The sequence below is a fragment of the Sporomusa sphaeroides DSM 2875 genome (assembly GCF_001941975.2).
Lineage (GTDB): Bacteria > Bacillota > Negativicutes > Sporomusales > Sporomusaceae > Sporomusa > Sporomusa sphaeroides.
This window is the reverse complement of sequence record NZ_CP146991.1, coordinates 1-21220: the sequence shown is the minus strand read 5'-3', so window position 1 is coordinate 21220 and position 21220 is coordinate 1. Positions and strand designations below refer to the sequence as shown.

The window sequence follows — 21220 nt, the reverse complement described above, 5'->3', positions numbered from 1 at the left end:
TACAATAGGAGGAAAAACTATGCTTTATGTGCTTCTACTGGGTTTTGCCGTCAGTCTGGATGCTTTTACCGCCGGGGCAGCCTACGGATTAAAATCAATAACCGTTCCCTTACAGTCCATGGCCGTAATCGGCGTTATCACAGCCCTTTGCACCGGAGCGGCAATGACCTTCGCTTATTACCTGGGTTCGTTTCTCAATACCCACCTGGCTGTTGTTGCCGGATCACTGCTCTTGATTAGTATTGGAGCCTGGAACATTTTTTGCGAATACCTCACTAAAAGAAGGTTCTGCCAGGCTGCCGAATCAAGCAACAACTGCGTTACCTTTCGTCTGGGACGCATTGTTATTAATATCATGGCCGATCCGGAAACCGCCGACATGGACAATTCCCGCTCAATAAATTCCTCTGAGGCCATACTTCTCGGTTTAGCCTTGGGCATTGATAATTTCATTGCCACCTTTGCCGCGGCTCTGATTAAACCGCTGCCGCTCTATACCCCGGCAGTCATGGCTTTTATCCAGGTAGCTTTGATTGCGGCAGGAATTAGCGCCGCTGCCCGCTTAGCCTCAGATGATTTAAAAAAACGGTTTCCTTATATCCCTGGGGCAATTTTAATTATTCTCGGACTCTTGCGTCTGGTCTAAGCCAGACTTTTTCTTTGCTTTCGCCACTTAACAAGTTCAGGTAATAATATTACAATAGAACTAGCCATATATAACGTGCTAATTTTTTTGCAGACAGGTGGTGTGTTGGCAAAAGCGCAAGTCAAACGCCAGTGGTGGAGCGTTGTCAATACACCAACCGCCTGCCAGATTCTTTAACACGGAATATATATTATTGCAGTAAATGGAGGTCATATTATGCCATATAAAATTCTAACAATAAACCCTGGTTCTACTTCCACCAAAATCGGCTTATACGAGGATACTACCGAAATCCTCAGCCAAAATATCAACCATAGCGCTGAAGATATTGCAAAATTTGCTGTTATTGGCGATCAGCTGGAATACCGCCTGGAAAAAATTCATGCCTTTTTCACCGGCCAAAATATTAACGCCAGCGACTTAGCGGCAGTCGTCGGCCGCGGCGGACTGCTAAAACCTATGCCCAGCGGTACTTATGAAATAAATGAGGTTATGCTCGATGATTTAAAAAACAACCGCTATGGCGCCCATGCCAGTAACCTTGGCGCTATTTTGGCTGACGGCATCGCCAGGCAAAGCGGCTGCCCCGGCTATATTGTCGATCCTGTCGTTGTCGACGAACTGGCACCTGTGGCCCGGATTACCGGCCGCCCCGAGATTACCCGCAGAAGCATTTTTCACGCCTTGAACCAAAAAGCTGTCGTTAAACGGTTTGCCAAAAGCATCAATCGCGATTATGACAGCCTTAATCTGATTGTCGCCCATTTAGGCGGCGGTATTTCGGTCGGTTGTCATACCTTTGGGGAAGTGGTTGAGGTAAATAATGCCCTGGACGGCGAAGGTCCGTTTTCCCCTGAACGTGCCGGTACGGTTCCGGCTGCTCAGTTTGCTGAAATTTTGATTACGGAAAAACTGGACTACCCTGCCGCCGCTAAACTCCTGGCCGGCAAAGGCGGTTTGGTGGCCCATCTGGGCACCAACGATGTGCGTGAAGTGGAGCGTCGTGCGGCCGCCGGCGACAACCAGGCAGAACTTGTCTATCAAGCGATGATTTATACTATTGCCAAGAGCATTGCCGCCGCTGCCGTACCTGTCTGCGGTAAGGTAGACTATATTATTTTGACCGGTGGGATTGCTTACTCACAGCAGCTTACCGCCAAACTCAAAGAATATATCGGCTTCATTGCGCCGGTGATTGTCCTGCCGGGAGAAAATGAACTGCAGGCGCTGGCCGAGGGCGCTTACCGGGTACTGACCGGTGAAGAGGCTGCCAAAGTATATAACTCCTAACAGCAAACCCCCAGGCCTATGTTTTGGCCTGGGGGTTTGCTGTCATTATACTGTATCCCACACCGATACAATCTTATCTTCGGTACACCGGATTATCTTATCCTTGTCATTAAGCCTGGTCTTTAACTCCACTTTGCCGCCCCATAGTTCTGCAACATACTTAATGGTTTCTTTGGCATAATTCATTTCCAATTCCCGTCCGTCATACATATGCTGCAGCAGCAGCACACCATTTTCCACACCCTCCGGATTAATTTCCGGCACTGTCCCCAGGCCAACAGTATTGGCCAGTTCATCCCGGATTGCTTTCCAGCCTTCTTCGTCAGCCACCTCTGATACCACAAGATCCACACCGCGCACCTTGTAATTAAACAACTTCATTTCTTCACACAGTTCCTGGTTCAAATACCGCCGTAAAAACGATGTGTCCCGCTCTTGCTCCCGGATTTCGAATAGCTTTTCCCGCCCATACTGTTTATCAAGATATTCAAACATCTTAAATCCCATAAAGTATGGATTAAGCTGCCCTTCATAAGGCCTGACAACCAGGTTATGGCGCTGCAGGAATTCCAGCTGCAATCCCTGTGGCAGTGAAAGTTCATTCAGCAGGCTGTAATGCCAATAACTTGCCCAGCCTTCATTCATAATTTTGGTTTCCACCTGGGGAATAAAATAGAAGCTCTCTTCCCTGACAATACTTATTATATCCCGCTCCCAGTAAGCTAGTTTCCCCCGTTCGGTTAAAAACCACAGCAGGTCGCTTTTTAACCGGTCAGGCACTTGATGAGGCAGCTCTTTGGCCAGCTCACTTTTTCCCGGCACTTTTCCCTCACCTTGCCGGCGGACTTGAAATCTTAGCGCGTGAGCAGCGTCAAGAATACGTTCCACCTTTTGCGGTCCAATGCTTGGATCGGCTATATAATCCCGTATCCGGTTGGCATGGGCTTTAAACATTTCAACAGTAAGCTCCGCCCGGGTATTTTCTTTAAACAGCCGGTTATTTTTAAAAAAATCATTATGCCCATATACATGGGCAATGGTCAATATCTGCAATAACAAGGTATTATCCCGCATGAGATAAGCGATGCAGGGATCTGAGTTTATCACCATCTCATACGGCAATCCGGTCAGATTGTAGCTATAAAAAGTCTTTTGGCGTTCATATGCTTTGCCATAGCTCCAGTGGGGATAATGGGACGGCATGCCGACATACGCTTCATAGCACAGCATATCTTCATAGCTGCAAATTTCAAAGTGCTGCTCATAGCAAGTAAGTCCCTTTGCTGCAACAAGCTGCTCCAGCTTCCGGCTCCACTCTTCCAGTTCATGCATTGCATAATCTGCTGCCATTAGCTGTCACCCCCGGCAGTTGTGTCAACTTCCGATTCTTTTTCCAATATCCGTCTAAGCGCCGGCCAGATATCTTCTTTCCGCCCCATAGAAACAATAACAAAATTATCATCCCTAATGCTTTTCTCCAGTTCGCGCCGGATAGTAATGCCATAGCCATAATTGGCCAGTATCTCAACATAGCCCATCAAATTACTGACACTGACCAGCTCTTTGGCTTTCTCGATTGTTCGCGGGTTGTCTTCCGTCCAGTTGTCGCCATCGGTGCAGTGAAAAGCGTAGATATTCCATACCGAGGGACTGTACCGTTGCTCAATAATCTCCAGTGCCTTGGCATAACCGCTCGAAATCATGGTGCCGCCGGACTCACCGTGATGAAAAAACTCGCGTTCATTTACTTCTTTGGCTTCCGTGGTATGGGCAACAAATACTACTTCAACCTGTTCGTATTTCCAGCGCAGAAATTGATAAAGCAGAAAATAAAAAGTACGGGCCAAATATTTTTTGCTCTGGTCCATGGAGCCTGATACATCCATAATGCAAAAAACCACCGCATTGGAATGACGCCTGATATCCTCTTTTACCCGGAAATAACGCAAATCCTCCTCACGGAAAGGCACCCGCTCACGTACCGGGCAGCCATTATCATCAAGTGATGGTATACATGCCTTTTCTCTGGTCATTCCCTGCTGGCGTTTGATTTTTTCGACCATAGTTCGCTTTTTTGCCAGTCTTGGCGGAATGCCCTTGCGCTGGTAGCCTGACTTTTTAAACTTGTATTCCGACTCCTGGAGCGAAAATTTCTTACGTTCCAAGTCAGGCAGGTTAATATCTTCAAACAAGTAGTTGATGATTTCATCCATAGTGATTTCTGTCTCATAAATGTCTTCCCCTTGCTCGTTGCCGGCCTGACCTAAGCCTTTTTCCGGCTGGCCGTTGATCCGGCCAATAACCTGACCGCGCTGCTCGCCGCCTGTGCCGCTGGCAGAGCCGCCATTATTCTTGCCATAAATAAACTGATATTCTCTGATACCGCGGATGGGTATTTTTATTTTTTTGTTTTTACTTTGACCAATAATACTTTCTTCGGCAATAATATCGCCTAAATTTCGTCTGATAGAGTCTTCCACCAGCTCCCGGTGGCGTTTACGGTCATATTGTGAACGGTCAGACTGGCCGGTACGTCCCTCCTTGAAGATTGCCATAAGTCACCTCCGCTCCCGCACTAGTAGTCTGCCAAGTCTATAGTCTGTGGATTTGGGCTTGGTGAACTACTAATCCTTCCACAAGTTATTGGCTGCATATTTTAAGATTACATTGCAGCAATGCGGACAATAGCCATTCTTGTTCATGGATTCCACCATGGCGTCAAACTTGCTGTCCTGCTCTTTATCCCGTACCCTGGCCTTGGTAATAATCCGGGAAAGCTCTTTGACTGACGAAGTTAGCTTCTTTTCAATAGCTTCTTTGAGCGGTTCATAACTCTTATAATCAATTTTCCCTCCACCCCGCATAACGGTGAACATATAGGAGGTAACATCCTGACGAAAGCCTTGGGCGGCTGTAGCGGTTATACCAATTTGCTCTTCAATGGATTGCAGAAATTTGATATCAGGCTCAAGCTCTTCACCGGTGTTTCTATCTTTTAGTTTTGTCATATTGACATAAGCCTCAGCATGGTCCAGATAGTTGTTAAACAGGCTTTCGGCCTGTTCTTTGTAACCATGAATAAAAGCTTTTGTCACTTCTTTTTCCAGTATTTTGTTATACTCCTTTTTTACCGTATCCTGTAAAAATCCCAGATAGCGTTTCTTTTCATCCTCGGCAATAGCAAGGTCTTTGACGGCTCTGACCATCGTCTCAATAACAGCAATGGGATTGATGCAGTTAAATTCCGACTCCGACAAAGTAGTATCAAGCGCTTTCATAATAAAACGGGTAGAAATGCCTGTCATGCCTTCCCGCACAGCTTCCTCGCGCAATTCAAATATATCAACTTTTTTCGTAGAACCTTTCTCGACAATTTCTTCCCCATTATAAATTTTTAATTTAGTAAACGAATCCACCTTAGATGAGGGTGCCAGCCGCGTGAGTATGGCAAACATGGAGGCAACCTCGATGGTATGGGGGGCAATATGGGCATTAAAAGTGCTGTTTTTAAGCACTTTGCGATAAATTTTGACTTCTTCATCAAGTTCCAGGCAATATGGCACCTCTACCTTGACAATCCGGTCAAGAATGGCTTCATTGGTATGATCGGATTTAAACTTGTTCCATTCGGCTTCATTAGAATGAGCCAGAATAATGCCGTCAAAATAAATCATAGCCCCTTTGCCCGGGGAGGGAATCGACTTTTCCTGGGTGGCTGTAATCATTGTGTGCAGATACTCTACATCGTTTTTAAATACTTCGATAAACTCGACCACACCCCGGTTACCGACGTTAAACGCGCCATTTAAGGATAATACCCGCGGATCGTCTTCCGGGTATAAGTCCAGTTTGGAAATATCGACAGAGCCGGATAGTACCGATGTATCCTGGTTATTAGGATCAACCGGCGGTACAACGCCAATGCCCTTGCGGGACCGGATGGAAAACCCGGTGGCAGTAACCGGAAAGCGTTCAAATTCACCATCATAATCATTTTTTAACCGGTAACGGCAAATAGGACATAAGTCACCTTCTACGCTAATACCCAATAGTTCTTCAAACTGCGGGCGCAAATGTTTTGGGATAAGGTGCAGCGGCTCTTCCCGCATGGGGCAGTCTTTGAGTATATAAATAGGCGGACTCATTTCCAAAGCTTGTTTCAGTGCTTCCATGATCGAAGACTTGCCTGCCCCTACCGGGCCAACCAGGTACAACACCTGCCGGGATTCTTCCCCCTTCATGGCCGCAGAATGAAAGTAACGCATAATCTTCATAATACTTTTGTCTATCCCGAAAAAATTGTCTTGAAAAAAACGATAACGCTTGATGGTATCGTTGCCATAGATTCGCCGCAACCTTGGATTTTCTTCGGTTCTTATTGTCTCGACACCAGGCTTTATCAGCAGTTCGTGCATTCGCTGATGCGCTAATACGGCAAGCCCGGGATTTTCTTTAATAATTGTTAAATAATCCAGAAAAGTACCGTCAAATTTATATTGTTTATGCTCTTTTCGGTCTTGCTTAATCAGTTTCTCAAAATCATAGGCCATATAAGTACCTGCCTCCTTATTTGGAATTATGGGGTCTGCCTGGGATTATTTTTTATAGCGATACATTTTATGTCACGAAATAAGTAGATACCTTTTTACTAATTTATTACCTTGTTGGAAAATATGGGCCTGTCTTAAATAAAAAAAGAGCAATAGATGCTGAAAAACATCTGTTGCTCTTGGATTTCCAGTTCATTATTTTAGTTTTTCACCGACAAACAGCATCCCGACAATATGCCCGGTTTTATCCTTGAGTGCTTCATAATTTACTATATACCACTGCCGCATAACGGTAGCGCGGCCAATATACTCCGTATCCCGTTCCAGTACCGCTTTTTCCACATATTTGGCTGCCGGGGTGTTAGTGGCCCGGCGTCCGGCTCTGGTGGTAACTGTAGTTGCTACCCTGGTATTGCCCTGGAATACAGTGAAATCAGCGCCAATCTGCCGGGATATCTCATCAACAAGGCGCTCATTGTTATTAATTATCTGATTACCGGCCACCAGCTGATTACTGCCGTCTATATGAACCGGCCCGTAAGCAGTTAATAAATGCCGCGCCTTATTTAGCTTATCTTTGATTCGCTGTCTGGTAGTTTGGTCAACGGCAACAAATTGAACCGTCATTTCCTCCATATTTTGGGCCATATCATTAAGCTCTTTCGCCGCTGTGGTGATTTTCTCGATGGTTGCAAATACTTCTTCACTGGCGGCATTGATTTCTTCACTGGCCCCGGAGAAATGACGGGCAATATTTGTTATTTCTGATACATTGTCTGCAATATTTTGAATGTCGGTGGTTACGCCGGTTGTATTTTTTGCCATAATATCAACTTGTTCATTAAGTTTCTTGCTGATAGTAATAATCCGGGTTAATGCGGCTTCTGAACCACTGGCCTTATCCGCACCCTGATGGGCCTGGGTAAGCGCATTTTCAATAGCTGTCACGGTATCTATTGTTTCCTGCCGTACCCCGGTAATCAACTTGGTTATTTCCTCAGCCGATTGACGGGAGTCTTCGGCAAGCTTCCGCACTTCATCGGCAACTACGGCAAAACCCCGTCCTTGTTCGCCCGCCCTGGCGGCTTCAATAGCGGCATTAAGCGCCAAAAGGTTGGTCTGATCAGCAATACCGGTAATAACCTCAACAATTTGTCCAATCTGGTTTATCCTGTCAGCTAAGCCATGAATGGCCTTTGATGAAATATCCATCTGCGTATTTACGACCTTCATGGTGGCAATAGCTTCCTTGACCTGAGCTGCCCCTTCACCGGCGCTGGCGTTGGCTTCTTTCGCCAATTCGGCGGTCTGAGCCGCTAAATGATTGATGTCAAAAATCTCATTACTGGCATGTGCCGTGGACTTACTGCACAATTCCAAATCATGTACCTGCCGGGATGAGCCGGCCGCTATTTCCCCGATATTTTCTGTTGCCTGACGCATGGCTTCACTTACCTGAGCAGTATAATCTGACAGATGTTTACTGGCCGTCAATGTCTTGCCGCTAATTTGTGTAATTTCCCCGATGAGATCCGAAATTTTTCCCATAACATTATTGGTATTATGAGCAAGATGTCCGATTTCATCACTTGTCTCGACCTTTAACTGCTTTTTAAGATCACCGCCGCCTGACGCCATTTCCCGCATACTGCCAAGCAGCTGATGAATGGGGTTGGCGATACACCGGGCAACAACGATTGACCATAGCAACAAAGCTGCTGCCGATACAATAATATAAATACATAGTAGTCCTTCAAACCGGTTAGACGAAAATATCTTCATAAAAAAAACAATTCCTGCAAGCGGTGCAATACCGGTAAAAAACAAGCATACAGCCAGCTTACCGGTAATTCCTTTAAACCACTTCACCATTTGAGCCATTACACTAACTACCTCCTTTCGATTAAATTTTAAAAAATCTGATAATTTATTGTGTTTTTATTACTTCGTGAAAATTATTTCAAATCCTCCTGTTCATAAAAAATAGTTTAAAAATTTAAAAAACTAAAAATAAAAGGAAGAGTAATCCCCCATAGAAATTACTCTTCCTTCACCTTCAGCCTGGCTTCGCATACTATGGTAGCAGAGGTGATGGACACATGACATATTCTATTAAAATTTCACTTACCAGGCGGCTCTTATATGTAAGACAGGGTAATAAGGTTGTCAGAACCTATCCTGTCGGTGTCGGCAAAATAGAAACTGCCACTCCGGTTGGCCGCTATCACATCATCAGTAAGGTCCGCAACCCCGGCGGCCCTTTCGGCGCCATGTGGCTAGGTCTCAGCCAGCCCCATTACGGCATTCACGGCACCAATAATCCGTCTTCTATTGGTGGTGCCGTTTCCAAAGGCTGTATCCGTATGTATAACCGGGATGTACTTGAACTCTCCCAGCTGGTGGCTGTCGGTACCCCGGTTAGTATTGAAAATAATTAAACTTTATTCGGTTTGCCAGAATCCATCGGTGGTTATCCGTGATAAGCATATTTCTGCCGATAATTGTTCAAAAAAATTGACATTAAACTCTCCCGGAGCAGTACCGTTAGTTCGCCGATTACTGTGAAATCCGATGATTACCCCCTGAATAATAGCCATAGTCTTAGTTCTTGGTATCGGGATTCCCCGAAGCGGGTTAAAATTGAGCGGTGCAACATAATAATTAAGTATTCCGTTATCATTTACCACCAACCGGTTAGGATCAAAACCGTCTGCCGTATATACGGCATCGGTAGGTGCAGCCGGCCGAAGTCCCCGGTCGGTAGCAAACCACACCGTATAAACACCCAGAGGAATAAGGCCTTCAGCTGATATCGAAATAGTGCCGCAGCCATCATAGCCACATACCTCACCGTTGGCTGTAGCCTGCACCCAGAACCCGGCATCAATGTCTGGCGGCCTATTGGTAGGCATTATCACAAAATCAAGCGGACAGCAACCATGGCATTTGTCAGCTTTTCTGCTATCCATATATAAACATCTCCTTTTCGCAAGGTTCAATTAGTTTATATATTATATGTGGCAAACATTACATAAGTTCCTTGTACTTATATCAGGCCAGCAAAGATTTACAGCCAGGCTATGCAAGCACCATTCTCAATTTTATGATATATTTAAGCTCACTCCCGGGCAATTGGCCATCATCACCGAAGGGAAAATAATAAGGTAATATAATATCAAAATCCTGCCGGCATTTCACCGGCAGGATTTTTAATCCCAACAGAAAAAATAACTTAATTACTGAGGTGCAGTGGCATACAAAACTTATTTATATCATTTGCACCATTTTATTATGCCTGCTCCCCAGGTTAAGCCGCCGCCAAAACCGGCTAATGCAATAATATCCCCCTGCTTAATCCTGCCGCTTTTAACCCCTTCATCAAGCGCTATAGGAATGGAAGCAGCCGAAGTATTGCCATATTTATCAACATTAATGATAACCTTGTCAAGCGGCAAACCCAAACGTTTAGCAGCCGACTGAATAATTCTCATATTGGCCTGATGTGGTACCAGACAGGTAATATCTTTCGCTGACAGGTTTGCATCGGCCAGCGCTTTTTTTACGGTTTCACCCATCACCTTAATGGCAAATTTAAATACCTCATTGCCATCCATATGAATAAAATGAAATCCCTGCGTAATGGTTTCCAGTGTAGTAGGCATCCGTGAACCGCCGGCCGGTACTTTCAAAAGATCACCGCCAGCCCCTTCTGCTCCCAGATCAACGCCAAGAATTCCATACCCGGGGCTTGTTTCACCCAAAACAACAGCGCCAGCCCCATCGCCAAACAATATTGCCGTATTCCTGTCTGACCAGTCGACAATTGTTGACAGAGTTTCGGCACCAATCACTAAGACTTTTTTATAAGTACCTGATTTAATAAAAGAACTGCCTGTAACAAGTCCGTAAATAAAACCGGAGCAAACTGCTGTAAGATCAAAGGCAGCGGCATTAACGGCTTTAAGATTTTGTTGTACCAGGCAAGCAACAGAAGGAAACATCATATCAGGAGTAACAGTTCCAACAATAATCAAATCAATCTCTGCCGCACTGATTCCGGCATCAGCCAGAGCCCGTTCAGCAGCTTTGGTAGCTAAATCCGAAGTGGTTTCTCCCTTTGCTACAATGCGCCTCTCCCTGATACCGGTACGCTCAACAATCCACTCATCTGATGTCTCCATCTTCTGCTCCAGATCAAAATTGGTTACAATTGTTTCCGGAACATAGGAGCCTATCCCCAAGATACCTACATATCTTTCGTTCACCAAACGTCCTCCTTAAAATCCTTTATCGCCCTTTTTTATGAGTAGGTACTATTAGTATACCATAAAATTATTACAAACAATACTATTAAGTAATTGTATTGAGTAACAAATTATATACTATTTAAGAAATTTTTACTCAACTATCGCTTATTTGATCTGCGCCATATTTTCATCTGTTCTGCCTGGTTAATAAGTTCCTCACGAAAATGCGGATGGGCAATTGTGATAATTCGCTCAGCCCGCTCCCAGGTAGAGCAGCCGGCTAAATTGACTTTGCCCCACTCGGTAACAAGATAGTTGACTTGAGCCCGCGGGTCTGTCACAATACCGCCTGCCGGCAGTGCCGGCACCACCCGGGAAGCCATTACCCCTGATTGCTTATCGGTAAAGGACGAGCGAAAGCAAATAAAGCTTTTTCCGCCTGGGGATAAATAGCTGCCTGTAACAAAATCAAGCTGTCCGCCAGTACCGCTGATTTGCCGTATTCCGGCAGATTCTGAAGATATTTGTCCATATAAATCCACTTCAACACAATTGTTAACCGAAACGAAGTTATCAATTTGCGCAATAACAGCCGGATTATTGGTATAATCCACCGGAAAACTGGCTAAAGCCGGATTACAATCCACCCAGTCATACAACTCCCGGGTTCCGGCACAAAATGCCCAAACCCCTTTGCCTTTATCCAGTTTCTTATATTTATTGGTTAATTTTCCTTTTTTATACATCGAAAGATAGGAATCCACCAGCATTTCGGTATGCATACCCAGGTCTTTTACATCTGAGTCGGCAATTAAATTACCAACAGCATTCGGCATACCGCCAATCCCCAATTGAATGGTTGCTCCATTAATAATCTCCTCGACAATCAGTCTGGCCACTTTTTCATCCAGTTCATCAGGTACTATTGGCAACAATTCAGGAATAGCCGCACTGCCGCCTTCAACAATGAAATCCACTTCAGAAATATGAATACATTCCTCCCTGCCGCCTAAAGCTATCGGCAACCGCTCATTTGTCTCAATAATAACAACTTTGGCGGTTTCCAGAATAGCACGCGTAGCAGCTGTTGACAGGGAAAAATTAAAGTAACCGTGCTTATCCATCGGTGACACGACAACCATAGCAACATCGACAGCAAGCTCATTGCGATAAAAATGGGGTTTGTTGCGAAAAATCATGGGAATATAGTTACAAAGGTTACGGTCGTGCAATTGACGGTCATAACCGCTAAAATGCCAGCTTGAATAAGTAAAAACCTCCCGCTCCGGGTCCGCGTTGATGATCTCCCGCGGCCTTAGCGACAAAGCGCTGCGAATTTTTATATCCTTCAACTCTGTTTTGCGTTTAGCCAACGCCTGATCAAGCAGCACTGGTTGACCGGAGCCAAAGCCATAATCCACCCAGTCGCCTGATTTGACAACTTTTACTGCTGTCTCCGGACTACATAACTTTGCTTTGTACTCATTGATAAAATTCACAACTCATCCCCTCTATTTTTATCTGATTTCATAGAGTTGCTATTTTTCGCCACAAGCCCGGCTGTATCCTGCACGGCCTTACAAATAATATCTTATTCAAAATCATCGGTTGCCCTTGAGAATATTACCGATATCCATTATATTAACTTTATAATAAAACGCAAAAAGGATTGATAAAATAAAATGAAAATAGGAGCCCGTATTATAAAAACAGGTATTGCGGTAACCATCACCATGTTTATCTGCAATACGCTTAACCTGGAACCGGCCTTTTTCGGCGCAGTCTCGGCTATTGTTAATATGCAGCCATCAATACTGCTGACCATTGAATCAGCCAAAGACCAGGTTATGGTGCACATTTTAGGAGTTTCCGTTGGCCTGATATGTGGCTACACCTTAGGCAACCATCCCATTATTATGGGACTTGTAACGATTCTGCTTATATATTTACATATAAAATTTAACTTTCAGAGCAGTATCACCATGGGAATTATTGCGGCTTTATTCATCCTGAGTTCCAGTGCCGAACAATTTCTGCCACATGCATTAATGAGAACAGCCGTAATTTTTGTTGGTTTGCTTGTGGCCATGCTTGTTAATATTACGCTTTGGCCTCCCCGTTATCAGCAGCAGCTTAAAGAACAGTTGCAGAAAAGCAATCAACAGATTGTCCGTTACTTTTGCCAGGCTATTCAGGATTATGTCGAGCTTGAAGATACCCAGCCGCCGCTTCGCCTGGAATTAAAAGAAAGCGTTCATGCGATTAATAAAGAATCACGCAAACTGATGAATTTTATGAGACGGGAAGGAGAATTAGTAAAACCGGGGGCGTCAGAGCAGGAGGACTGGCTTGCTCTTGCGGAAAAACTGATCGATTATAACCAGTCTCTCCTTCGCAAAGCCGATCGGGTATATGAAATCTTGCCACCCCGCTTTGAGCGCCGGCTGCAATTAGGCTCCCCGCCCATCGCCCCAAGTTTCCGGGTTATTTTGGAATTGCTGGCAAGCAGCTGTAATACAATAACCAGAGTCAATGAAAAAATACTGTCTGTTATTATTGACGGAGCAGCTGTAGAACCTGAAGAAATTAATGAAGAATATTGGGAAAAATTAACCCAGGCCATTGAACAATTTCAAGCCGATCCTAATAATATTGATTATGTACACCCCCTGCTTGATATAGCCGTAACGGCAAATGAAATCAAATGGGCCTCACGCCAGGCGAAAAAATTATTAGCTGACATTGTCCAGCAAACAACTGACAGTCATGAAAACTAAAATCTAGCGAAGAGTAAACGCCAGCGTCGCAGCGTTGGCTGGCGGCCGCCTGCACCTGACTTAGTAACGGCCCACAAAACTTGATATTTTATTAAGAAAAATAGCAGCCATTAGGCTGCTATTTTCAATAATTCACCAGCTATCAACTGGTATTCTGCTTTTATCTTACATTCTTACTCATTTATATATCCAGATTTCTAACCTTATTTGCATTTTCCTCAATGAAATTACGTCTTGGTTCCACTTTGTCGCCCATCAGCACTGTAAAAATTTCATCAGCGGCAATGCCATCCTCAAGCTCCACTCTGAGAATTGTCCTGGTTTCAGGATTCATGGTTGTTTCCCATAGCTGCTCAGGATTCATCTCACCCAGGCCTTTATAGCGCTGGACATTGATATTATCCCGGCCAATCCTTTCCAGCAGGCTGTCCATCTCGGCATCACTGTAAAGATACCAGCTTTCCTTGCCTTTTTTTATAAGATACAATGGCGGCTGGGCAATATATACATGACCGCCCTGGATCAATGGCTGCATATGGCGATAGAAGAAGGTCAGCAGCAGGGTACGGATATGAGAACCGTCAACATCGGCATCTGTCATAATAATGATTCTTCCATAACGGCGTTTTTCCAGATCAAATTCCTCGCCAATGCCGCTGCCAAAAGCAGTAATCATGGCCCGAATTTCCTCATTGTTAAGGATTTTGTCCATACGGGCTTTCTCAACATTAAGAATTTTGCCCCGTAACGGCAAAATAGCCTGAAACCGGCGATCGCGGCCCTGTTTTGCCGAACCGCCTGCACTATCACCCTCGACCAGGTAAATTTCGGCCTGATCAGGATCTTTTATCGAGCAATCAGCAAGCTTTCCTGGCAGTGAACTGGATTCCAGGGCACTTTTACGCCTTGTCAGCTCACGCGCTTTGCGGGCAGCTTCCCGGGCACGGGAGGCCATAACGGATTTTTCAATGATTTTTTTGGTTACACCAGGATTTTCCTCGAAAAATTCATTAAGTCCCTCGGAGATAATATTGTCAATAATGCCACGAACCTCACTATTGCCAAGTTTAGTTTTGGTTTGGCCCTCAAATTGCGGTTCCTGAATTTTGACACTAATAACAGCGGTTAGACCTTCGCGAACATCTTCACCACTCAAATTTTCATCATTTTCTTTAAGGATATTAAGCTTACGGCCAAAATCATTGATCGTCCGGGTCAGGGCGATTTTAAACCCGCTTAAATGGGTGCCGCCCTCCTGGGTATTGATATTATTGACAAAAGAATGGATATTTTCCGCATAGCTGTCATTGTATTGAATAGCAATTTCCGCAATGGTGGTGTCTTTGGAGCCATTTACATATATGGGGGCAGCATGAACAACATCTTTACTTTTATTAAGATGTTCAACAAATGAAACTATACCGCCTTCATAATAAAATTCTTTCTTTTCATCATTCCGTTCATCTTCCAAAACAATGGTAAGGGTTTTATTAAGAAAAGCCAGCTCACGCAGGCGGGTTTTTAAGGTATCAAAACTATATTCAAGCTCCTCAAATATTTCTTTATCCGGTTTAAAAGAAACTTTGGTGCCTGTCTCCTCTGTTTCACCAGTAACAGTAAGGCTTTGAACAGTATTGCCGCGCTCAAACCGGATAAAGTGAATTTTGCCGTTTCTTTTGACTTCTACTTCCATCCATTCTGACAGCGCATTTACTACCGATACACCAACCCCATGAAGACCACCTGATACTTTATAGCCTTCACCGCCGAATTTTCCCCCGGCGTGAAGGATGGTGAGCACAACTTCAACGGCCGGTTTCCCTGTTTCATGCATATCTACCGGGATGCCGCGGCCGTTGTCAGTAACCGTTATACTGTTATCCGGATGTATTTTAACTGTCACTTTATTGCAAAAACCGGCTAAGGCTTCGTCAATACTATTGTCCACAACCTCATATACCAGATGATGCAAACCTCTGGCCGAGGTGCTGCCAATATACATGCCAGGACGTTTACGCACAGCTTCCAAGCCTTCCAGAACCTGAATCTGTTGCGCGCCATAGCTGCCATTTACTGTTGTATCACTTATATCCACCGTATCTACCATTATGTCAAACCCCCGTTATCTTCTACAACAAGTTACGACTGTGCCGCCATTTGCGGCATTACTGCTACTCTTCATCGACCGGTATATAACCTGCCCGCTTTTTCAGCGTTTGCGAGGATATAGCAGATAAATAAACATTTTGATCGGTTATAACAAAACTTTTAGCATTATTATCAGAAATATCAATAACTTTATTTGTAGATTTACTGTTTTTCATATATTGGTCAGTAACCGCTGACCCGGTTATTTTAAAGTCCAAGATAGCAATTACGCTGCGTAAGGGAATAACAGTATCAGCGCCTATATGCAGAAACATGACTTTTCCTCCTGACTTTTTCCGCAAGTCGCACTTTTATCTTACCGATTACGGTATCTACCATTGTATCATTGATCCTGCCTGGCTTAACGCCGGTCATTAACATAACCAGAGTGGCTTCGTTAAGCTTGTCCCATCCGGGTTGAAATAAAGCATGAATCAGCTTATGGACTAAACGCTTTTTCGCAGCATGGAATTGACGTGGGCTGCACGGAACAAACTGGCAAACTTCTTTATAAGTAAGCCAGGGAGCTTCTGTCAGCAGTTTGGTAATAGCCTGTTTTGTCTCCTGCTTACACTCAATACTGCATACTGTGCAATATACTTGAGCAGGTGGCACCAATACATTGCAGCGTTTACAGGATTTCCAGCCTTCTTGTTGCTTGGCTTTATGCAATGCTGTTTGTTTTATTAACACATAATAACATTTTTTTCTTAGACTGTCATCTTGTATTGCTGCTGTTGCCTGCCACAGGTCAGCTAATTCTTCCGAATTTAACTTTGCTGGCTGCAATAAGGGAATATTTACCCCATCTTCTTGATTATTCTGGTAGTTTTGCAAATTTCCTGCTTGGAATCTAATATCAAATACTAGTTTTTCGTTTAAGTATGTATTGATTTTGTCCATAAGTATGGGTTTTAGCATCATAAGATGATGGCTCCATACCGGATTATTTACAGCCAGCAGTAAGACGCCGCGCTGAATGGATACCGGCCAGGCGTGGCTGGCAATTTCGTCACCGGCAATCTCCTGCCAATGAACAATAACCGACTGGGTATTGTATTGCTTGGTCAAACCGATGGTTTTTAGCGTATTTGGCAATATATCCTTTAGCCGAAACATCGTAATCACTCCGTTACTGTACCGCCCAGTATGCGATAAAATTTTCCCAACTTTGTTTGGCCAAAATATTGTTCGTCCGCAGCGGTAATAAAGGTCTGAACACGCTCTTTGATAAACAAGAGCAGCTCGGAACGGCGGGCGGCGTCAAGTTCACTCATAACGTCGTCCAGTAATAATATCGGATATTCACCGGTTTCTGATTTAATAAATTCCAGCTCTGCCAGCTTTAGAGCCAATACACCGGTTCGCTGCTGGCCTTGTGAGCCAAAGTTGCGTAAATTTTTGCCGTTCACTAACAGGATAAGATCATCACGATGCGGACCAACGCCGGTACTGCCGCTAAAAATATCCTGTTGCCGCTGCCGGCCAAGCTGTTCATGATACCAGCCGCTTAAATCCTCGGTTTTATCTTGCTGTAAGCCGTTTAGATGATAGGATACTATTAAATTTTCACGACTGTTGGTAATTTTGCGGTGATGAAGGTTAGCCAGCATGGTTAGTTTTTTTACAGCCTCTAAGCGTTTTTTGGTTATAACCGCAGCAGCGCCGGCTATTTGCTCGTCCCAGGGAGCAAGTAATTCTTGACTGGCTTTTCGTTCCCGGATTTTTTTTAAGAGGTTATTACGCTGACTAAGCATTCTGTTATAGTTTAACAACTGCCGGTAATAGGGCGGATTTGCCTGTGAAATTTCATTATCCAAAAAGCGCCGACGTAAAGCCGGCGCTCCTTTTATTAATAACAAATCCTCCGGTGAAAATAATATGGCATTAAGTGAGCCTACAATTTCCCGGGCCGGTAAGGGGTGACTATTATATAGTATCTCCTTATTTTGATTGGCTATAAATTTAATTTTTAAAGAGTTTTCAAGCTCCTGGCGAACAAACATAACTTCAATACTGGCTGCCGGCTGGTCCCAGCAAATAAGCTCCTGATCGGTATTGGTCCGGTGTGAGCGCCCCATAGCTGCCAGATATAAGGCTTCTAACAGATTAGTCTTGCCTTGCGCATTAGGGCCAATAAACACATTGATATTAGCAGTAAAATCAATATCAATGTGTTTATAATTACGAAAATTACGTAAACTAAGCCGGTTTACTCTCATGCCTCACCTGTAATAATTCTCCAGCTGCCAATTCCCGCTATCTCAATAATATCTCCAGGACGGACTTTTTTCCGGCGCTCAGTAACAAGAGCACCATTAAGCTTTATTAGTTGATCTTCAATAAGTGGTTTTATTTGGGCTCCATTATCAGTAATGCCTGCCCATTTTAACAGCTGGTCAATATTAATTTCCCGGGTGTATATTTCAATGTCTTCCATCGTCAATCCTCTATTTTTACAAAGTACGAACCGGAGTAATAATATACGTGTAATTTTCGTCATTAACCGGTCTGATACTGGCCGGGCTAAGCGGTGTATTCAGCGAAAATAGCAGTTCAGGACTACCGATATTTTTAAGAATGTCGGTTACATATTTGGCATTAAAAGCAATGGTAATGTCAGTACCCTCGGTGGAAACAGGTATGGTTTCATAAGCTTTGCCGATATCAGGGTTATTGGAGGTAATGATGACTTCACTGGTATTAAACTGGAATTTTATTACATTATATTCGCCGTCTTTGGCCATCAGGGAAACACGTTCTACAGCATCGATAAATAATGCGGTATTGATGGTGGCGGTTGTACCAAATTCTGGTGGTATAACCCGGTTATAGTCAGGGTATTGTCCTTCGATCAGTCTTGATTCCAAATATACATTTTCGAAGCGAAAAGCTACTTTGTTCTTTTCCCAGCAAATATTTACATCTACCGGTAATTCCGAATTGAGTAAACGGGCTAATTCATTAAGAACCTTGGAAGGAATAATGATTTTTAGGTTGCTGTTACTTGTAGTTTGCTCCGTTATACTCTTTTTTAACGCCAGCCTGTGAGTATTTGTGGCCACCATCCGTACATCATTTTCTGTTAGCTCCAATAATGCTCCCGTAAATATCGGTCTGCTTTCTTCGGTGGCGCAGGCAAAGACTGTTCTTTTAATTAAATCGCGTAAAACATTATCTTTAATAGTTAAGTTGCTTGTACCATTTTGCTTGTCAAATAAGGATTTTAATACAGGAAATTCATCGGCTGGCAAGCTCAATAAGTTAAATTGGGAAGTACCTGCCATAATTTTTATTGTCCGGTCTTCGGTTGAAGAGGCAATTTCTACTGTGTCGCCAGGGAGCCTTTTTACTAATTCTTGAAAATATCTGCCAGAAATAACTATCTTCCCGGGAATATCCACCTGTGCATCAATCGTGCAGCAAATGCCAAGTTCATAATCGGTGGCCTGCAGTTCTAATTTGTTATTTTCCGCGGATAAATAGATGCCTGATAAAATCGGCAGCGTAGCTTTAGCCGCAACTGCTTTTTGGACTGTTTGCACTGCGTGATTCAGCCTGTCTTTAGAACAGGTAATTTTCATTAGAGGAGCCTCCTTGCAATTGAAAATAAGAAAAAGTTTTTATTTAAAGCTGTAATATTATTATTATTTAATGCATATAGTAATAAATAGCCGTAATAGTAGTAGGCGCTGTTGATATGTTGATAAATATGTCGAATGCTTGCAGTATATGAAATTATGATGTTAGTAATATGTCGATAAGTGATAGGGCAGTTATCAACATATTAACACAAAAACACCTGAATAAAGTTATACACATTTTGTGTACATCTTTAATAAGAGGTTATTAACAGGTTTATACACTATGATTCAATACGTTTAACCAGATCCTTGATTGTATTGTTCAATTTGGCGTCCATTTGTCTTTCGCGGCTGATTTTATCATGGGCATGGATAACTGTGGTATGATCACGGCCGCCAAAGATTTCACCGATCTTAGGCAATGACGTTTCGGTTAGTTCCCGGCATAAATACATGGCAATTTGCCGGGGATAGGTTACATTGCGGGTGCGTTTTTTGGCTGAAAGATCTTCCAGCTTGATTTTAAAATGACCGGCGACAATATCTTGAATAAGCTCTGTGGTGATTTGTTTTGGCCGGCCGTTGGGAAAGATATCTTTTAAGGCTTCGGTGGCTAAATCAATATCAATTGGCTGATTATTTAAAGAAGCATAGGCAACTACGCGGATAAGAGCGCCTTCCAGTTCGCGGATGTTATTTTCAATCCGGCTGGCAATATAGACAATGACTTCATTAGGGACATTCAGGCTTTCTATCATGGCTTTTTTACGGAGGACGGCAATACGTGTTTCCAGATCAGGTGGCTGAATATCTGTGATCAGCCCCCATTCAAAACGGGAACGCAGCCGGTCTTCCAGTGTCTGAATTTCCCGCGGCGGCCGGTCGCTGGAAATAATGATCTGTTTATTGGCTTCATGCAAGGTGTTGAAGGTATGGAAAAATTCTTCCTGGGTATGTTCTTTTTTCGACAAAAACTGGATATCATCCACTAAGAGAACATCGATATTGCGGTAACGCTGGCGGAAACTCTCGGGATTGCCGCTAATAATCGAGTTAATGAGCTCATTGGTGAATTTTTCGCTGGAAATATAGACAACCTTAATATTGGGGTTATTTTCCCTAATACGGTGACCAATGGCATGCATCAGATGTGTTTTGCCAAGGCCTACACCGCCATAGATAAAAAAAGGATTATATACCTGAGCCGGCGCCTCTGAAACAGCCAGCGAAGCTGCGTGGGCCAACCGGTTGGAATTGCCAATAACAAAGGTGGAAAATACATATTTGGGATTTAGGTTAAAATCTTCTGTTGCCGGCATATTGCTGTTTGGCTGCTGGTCAAAACGTTTTGTTTTTGGTACAGCTGGCCGGGAGGGGGTCTCCAGGATAGTCGGTGAAGGAGCAAGGGCGGCGGCCTGAGGAATATCGCCGATGTCGTCAAGGTATTTTAAATAATCTACATTATCTATATCAACATCTTCTGCCGGTTGGGATAGTTGGTCTGAAGGGGTAATGTTTTCTTTCTGCTGTTGCTGGTTAATTTGTTCTTCTTGCAGAACATCGATTTGTGCTTCTATATCAATGTTCAGCAGGGCAGTTTCGTCTATTTCTTCCTCCATATCCATATTAATAAAAACAATCTCAAAGTCTTTGTTGGCGGCAGCTTTTAAGGCTTCCTTAATGATAGGGACGTAACGGCTTTCCAGCCATTCCTTGACAAATTGCTTGGGAGTGCCAATTTCAATAACGTTATCATTAATGGATAATGGCATGGTTGATTTGATCCATGTTTCAAAAAGCGGCTTGATAAACGCTTTTTTCATATGTACCAGAGCCTGCTGCCATATGCTTGCCATATAAGCGGTATCAGCGCTCATTGTAAGTAATCATTCCTTTCTGTTGTTATGAAATATTTCCACAAAATATATGAGAGATTAACATAAGTTATCCACAAAGATATCAACAATTGTGAATAACT

At 43.7% G+C, this 21220-nt stretch carries 18 protein-coding genes; 4 read left to right on the top strand and 14 right to left on the bottom strand.

Annotated features, from left to right (window positions below; genetic code table 11):
* Positions 1-19 precede the first annotated feature (19 nt).
* Positions 20-646 carry a sporulation membrane protein YtaF gene (ytaF, locus tag SPSPH_RS00090; protein ID WP_075756519.1) on the top strand — a complete coding sequence of 209 codons (627 nt, stop codon included), beginning with the start codon at positions 20-22 and terminating at the stop codon, positions 644-646.
* Between the two features lie 216 nt (positions 647-862).
* Positions 863-1936, top strand: coding sequence for a butyrate kinase (gene buk, locus SPSPH_RS00085; RefSeq protein ID WP_075756518.1), 1074 nt, complete (start codon positions 863-865; stop codon positions 1934-1936).
* A gap of 45 nt (positions 1937-1981) precedes the next feature.
* On the opposite strand, the gene SPSPH_RS00080 is transcribed toward buk, so the two are convergent.
* The 4 genes from SPSPH_RS00080 to SPSPH_RS00065 all read right to left on the bottom strand — a co-directional run bounded on the left by SPSPH_RS00080 (position 1982) and on the right by SPSPH_RS00065 (position 8367).
* A complete protein-coding gene (locus SPSPH_RS00080) occupies positions 1982-3286 on the bottom strand; it encodes a SpoVR family protein (protein WP_075756517.1) in 1305 nt (434 codons plus the stop codon).
* Positions 3286-4491 (bottom strand): YeaH/YhbH family protein, encoded by a 1206-nt coding sequence (locus tag SPSPH_RS00075; RefSeq protein WP_075756516.1) that lies wholly within the window; start codon positions 4489-4491, stop codon positions 3286-3288. The genes SPSPH_RS00080 and SPSPH_RS00075 overlap by 1 nt, the downstream gene beginning before the upstream one ends.
* A 69-nt stretch (positions 4492-4560) precedes the next feature.
* Positions 4561-6486, bottom strand: coding sequence for a PrkA family serine protein kinase (locus SPSPH_RS00070; RefSeq protein WP_075756515.1), 1926 nt, complete (start codon positions 6484-6486; stop codon positions 4561-4563).
* A 195-nt stretch (positions 6487-6681) separates the two neighbouring features.
* Positions 6682-8367, bottom strand: a complete 1686-nt coding sequence (locus SPSPH_RS00065; protein ID WP_075756514.1) for a methyl-accepting chemotaxis protein — start codon at positions 8365-8367, stop codon at positions 6682-6684.
* A gap of 218 nt (positions 8368-8585) precedes the next feature.
* On the opposite strand from SPSPH_RS00065, the gene SPSPH_RS00060 reads away from it, so the two are divergent.
* Positions 8586-8924, top strand: coding sequence for a L,D-transpeptidase (locus SPSPH_RS00060; RefSeq protein ID WP_075756513.1), 339 nt, complete (start codon positions 8586-8588; stop codon positions 8922-8924).
* Positions 8925-8927: 3 nt separating this feature from the next.
* Here the strand turns inward: SPSPH_RS00060 and SPSPH_RS00055 are convergent, their stop codons facing one another.
* The 3 genes from SPSPH_RS00055 to SPSPH_RS00045 form a co-directional block, all read right to left on the bottom strand.
* Positions 8928-9455 (bottom strand): hypothetical protein, encoded by a 528-nt coding sequence (locus SPSPH_RS00055; RefSeq protein ID WP_075756512.1) that lies wholly within the window; start codon positions 9453-9455, stop codon positions 8928-8930.
* 303 nt (positions 9456-9758) lie between these two features.
* Positions 9759-10751: a beta-ketoacyl-ACP synthase III gene (locus SPSPH_RS00050; protein WP_075756511.1), complete on the bottom strand. Its 993-nt coding sequence runs from the start codon at positions 10749-10751 to the stop codon at positions 9759-9761.
* A gap of 140 nt (positions 10752-10891) precedes the next feature.
* Positions 10892-12232, bottom strand: a complete 1341-nt coding sequence (locus tag SPSPH_RS00045; protein ID WP_075756510.1) for an acetyl-CoA hydrolase/transferase family protein — start codon at positions 12230-12232, stop codon at positions 10892-10894.
* A gap of 183 nt (positions 12233-12415) precedes the next feature.
* Between SPSPH_RS00045 and SPSPH_RS00040 the strand changes: the two genes are divergently transcribed.
* The gene (locus SPSPH_RS00040; protein ID WP_075756509.1) at positions 12416-13510 is read left to right on the top strand and encodes an FUSC family protein; all 1095 of its coding nucleotides are present in this window, start codon (positions 12416-12418) and stop codon (positions 13508-13510) included.
* 181 nt (positions 13511-13691) lie between these two features.
* Here SPSPH_RS00040 and gyrB read toward each other — a convergent pair whose 3' ends face one another.
* The 7 genes from gyrB to dnaA all read right to left on the bottom strand — a co-directional run bounded on the left by gyrB (position 13692) and on the right by dnaA (position 21098).
* Positions 13692-15617, bottom strand: coding sequence for a DNA topoisomerase (ATP-hydrolyzing) subunit B (gene gyrB / locus SPSPH_RS00035; protein WP_075756508.1), 1926 nt, complete (start codon positions 15615-15617; stop codon positions 13692-13694).
* A 64-nt stretch (positions 15618-15681) separates the two neighbouring features.
* Positions 15682-15933 (bottom strand): extracellular matrix regulator RemB, encoded by a 252-nt coding sequence (remB, locus tag SPSPH_RS00030; RefSeq protein WP_075756507.1) that lies wholly within the window; start codon positions 15931-15933, stop codon positions 15682-15684.
* Entirely contained in the window at positions 15911-16777 is an 867-nt protein-coding gene (locus SPSPH_RS00025) for a DUF721 domain-containing protein (RefSeq protein WP_075756506.1), read from the bottom strand. The genes remB and SPSPH_RS00025 overlap by 23 nt, the downstream gene beginning before the upstream one ends.
* A gap of 5 nt (positions 16778-16782) precedes the next feature.
* Positions 16783-17880, bottom strand: a complete 1098-nt coding sequence (gene recF, locus SPSPH_RS00020) for a DNA replication/repair protein RecF (protein WP_075756505.1) — start codon at positions 17878-17880, stop codon at positions 16783-16785.
* A complete protein-coding gene (locus SPSPH_RS00015; RefSeq protein WP_075756504.1) occupies positions 17877-18098 on the bottom strand; it encodes an RNA-binding S4 domain-containing protein in 222 nt (73 codons plus the stop codon). The genes recF and SPSPH_RS00015 overlap by 4 nt, the downstream gene beginning before the upstream one ends.
* Before the next feature lie 16 nt (positions 18099-18114).
* Positions 18115-19242 (bottom strand): DNA polymerase III subunit beta, encoded by a 1128-nt coding sequence (dnaN, locus tag SPSPH_RS00010; RefSeq protein WP_075756503.1) that lies wholly within the window; start codon positions 19240-19242, stop codon positions 18115-18117.
* A gap of 281 nt (positions 19243-19523) precedes the next feature.
* On the bottom strand, positions 19524-21098 hold the full coding sequence (gene dnaA, locus SPSPH_RS00005; protein ID WP_083945603.1) for a chromosomal replication initiator protein DnaA: 1575 nt from the start codon (positions 21096-21098) through the stop codon (positions 19524-19526).
* Positions 21099-21220 lie beyond the last annotated feature (122 nt).

What these genes read in the sequence shown, in the direction of transcription:
- SPSPH_RS00025 (WP_075756506.1), bottom strand. Translation starts at nt 16,777, where the DNA reads ATGTTTCGGCTAAAGGATATATTGCCAAATACGCTAAAAACCATCGGT.
- SPSPH_RS00070 (WP_075756515.1), bottom strand. Translation starts at nt 6,486, where the DNA reads ATGGCCTATGATTTTGAGAAACTGATTAAGCAAGACCGAAAAGAGCAT.
- buk (WP_075756518.1), top strand. Translation starts at nt 863, where the DNA reads ATGCCATATAAAATTCTAACAATAAACCCTGGTTCTACTTCCACCAAA.
- recF (WP_075756505.1), bottom strand. Translation starts at nt 17,880, where the DNA reads ATGAGAGTAAACCGGCTTAGTTTACGTAATTTTCGTAATTATAAACAC.
- SPSPH_RS00065 (WP_075756514.1), bottom strand. Translation starts at nt 8,367, where the DNA reads ATGGCTCAAATGGTGAAGTGGTTTAAAGGAATTACCGGTAAGCTGGCT.
- ytaF (WP_075756519.1), top strand. Translation starts at nt 20, where the DNA reads ATGCTTTATGTGCTTCTACTGGGTTTTGCCGTCAGTCTGGATGCTTTT.
- SPSPH_RS00075 (WP_075756516.1), bottom strand. Translation starts at nt 4,491, where the DNA reads ATGGCAATCTTCAAGGAGGGACGTACCGGCCAGTCTGACCGTTCACAA.
- SPSPH_RS00040 (WP_075756509.1), top strand. Translation starts at nt 12,416, where the DNA reads ATGAAAATAGGAGCCCGTATTATAAAAACAGGTATTGCGGTAACCATC.
- SPSPH_RS00060 (WP_075756513.1), top strand. Translation starts at nt 8,586, where the DNA reads ATGACATATTCTATTAAAATTTCACTTACCAGGCGGCTCTTATATGTA.
- remB (WP_075756507.1), bottom strand. Translation starts at nt 15,933, where the DNA reads ATGTTTCTGCATATAGGCGCTGATACTGTTATTCCCTTACGCAGCGTA.
- SPSPH_RS00055 (WP_075756512.1), bottom strand. Translation starts at nt 9,455, where the DNA reads ATGGATAGCAGAAAAGCTGACAAATGCCATGGTTGCTGTCCGCTTGAT.
- gyrB (WP_075756508.1), bottom strand. Translation starts at nt 15,617, where the DNA reads ATGGTAGATACGGTGGATATAAGTGATACAACAGTAAATGGCAGCTAT.
- SPSPH_RS00015 (WP_075756504.1), bottom strand. Translation starts at nt 18,098, where the DNA reads ATGGAAGACATTGAAATATACACCCGGGAAATTAATATTGACCAGCTG.
- SPSPH_RS00080 (WP_075756517.1), bottom strand. Translation starts at nt 3,286, where the DNA reads ATGGCAGCAGATTATGCAATGCATGAACTGGAAGAGTGGAGCCGGAAG.
- dnaN (WP_075756503.1), bottom strand. Translation starts at nt 19,242, where the DNA reads ATGAAAATTACCTGTTCTAAAGACAGGCTGAATCACGCAGTGCAAACA.
- dnaA (WP_083945603.1), bottom strand. Translation starts at nt 21,098, where the DNA reads ATGGCAAGCATATGGCAGCAGGCTCTGGTACATATGAAAAAAGCGTTT.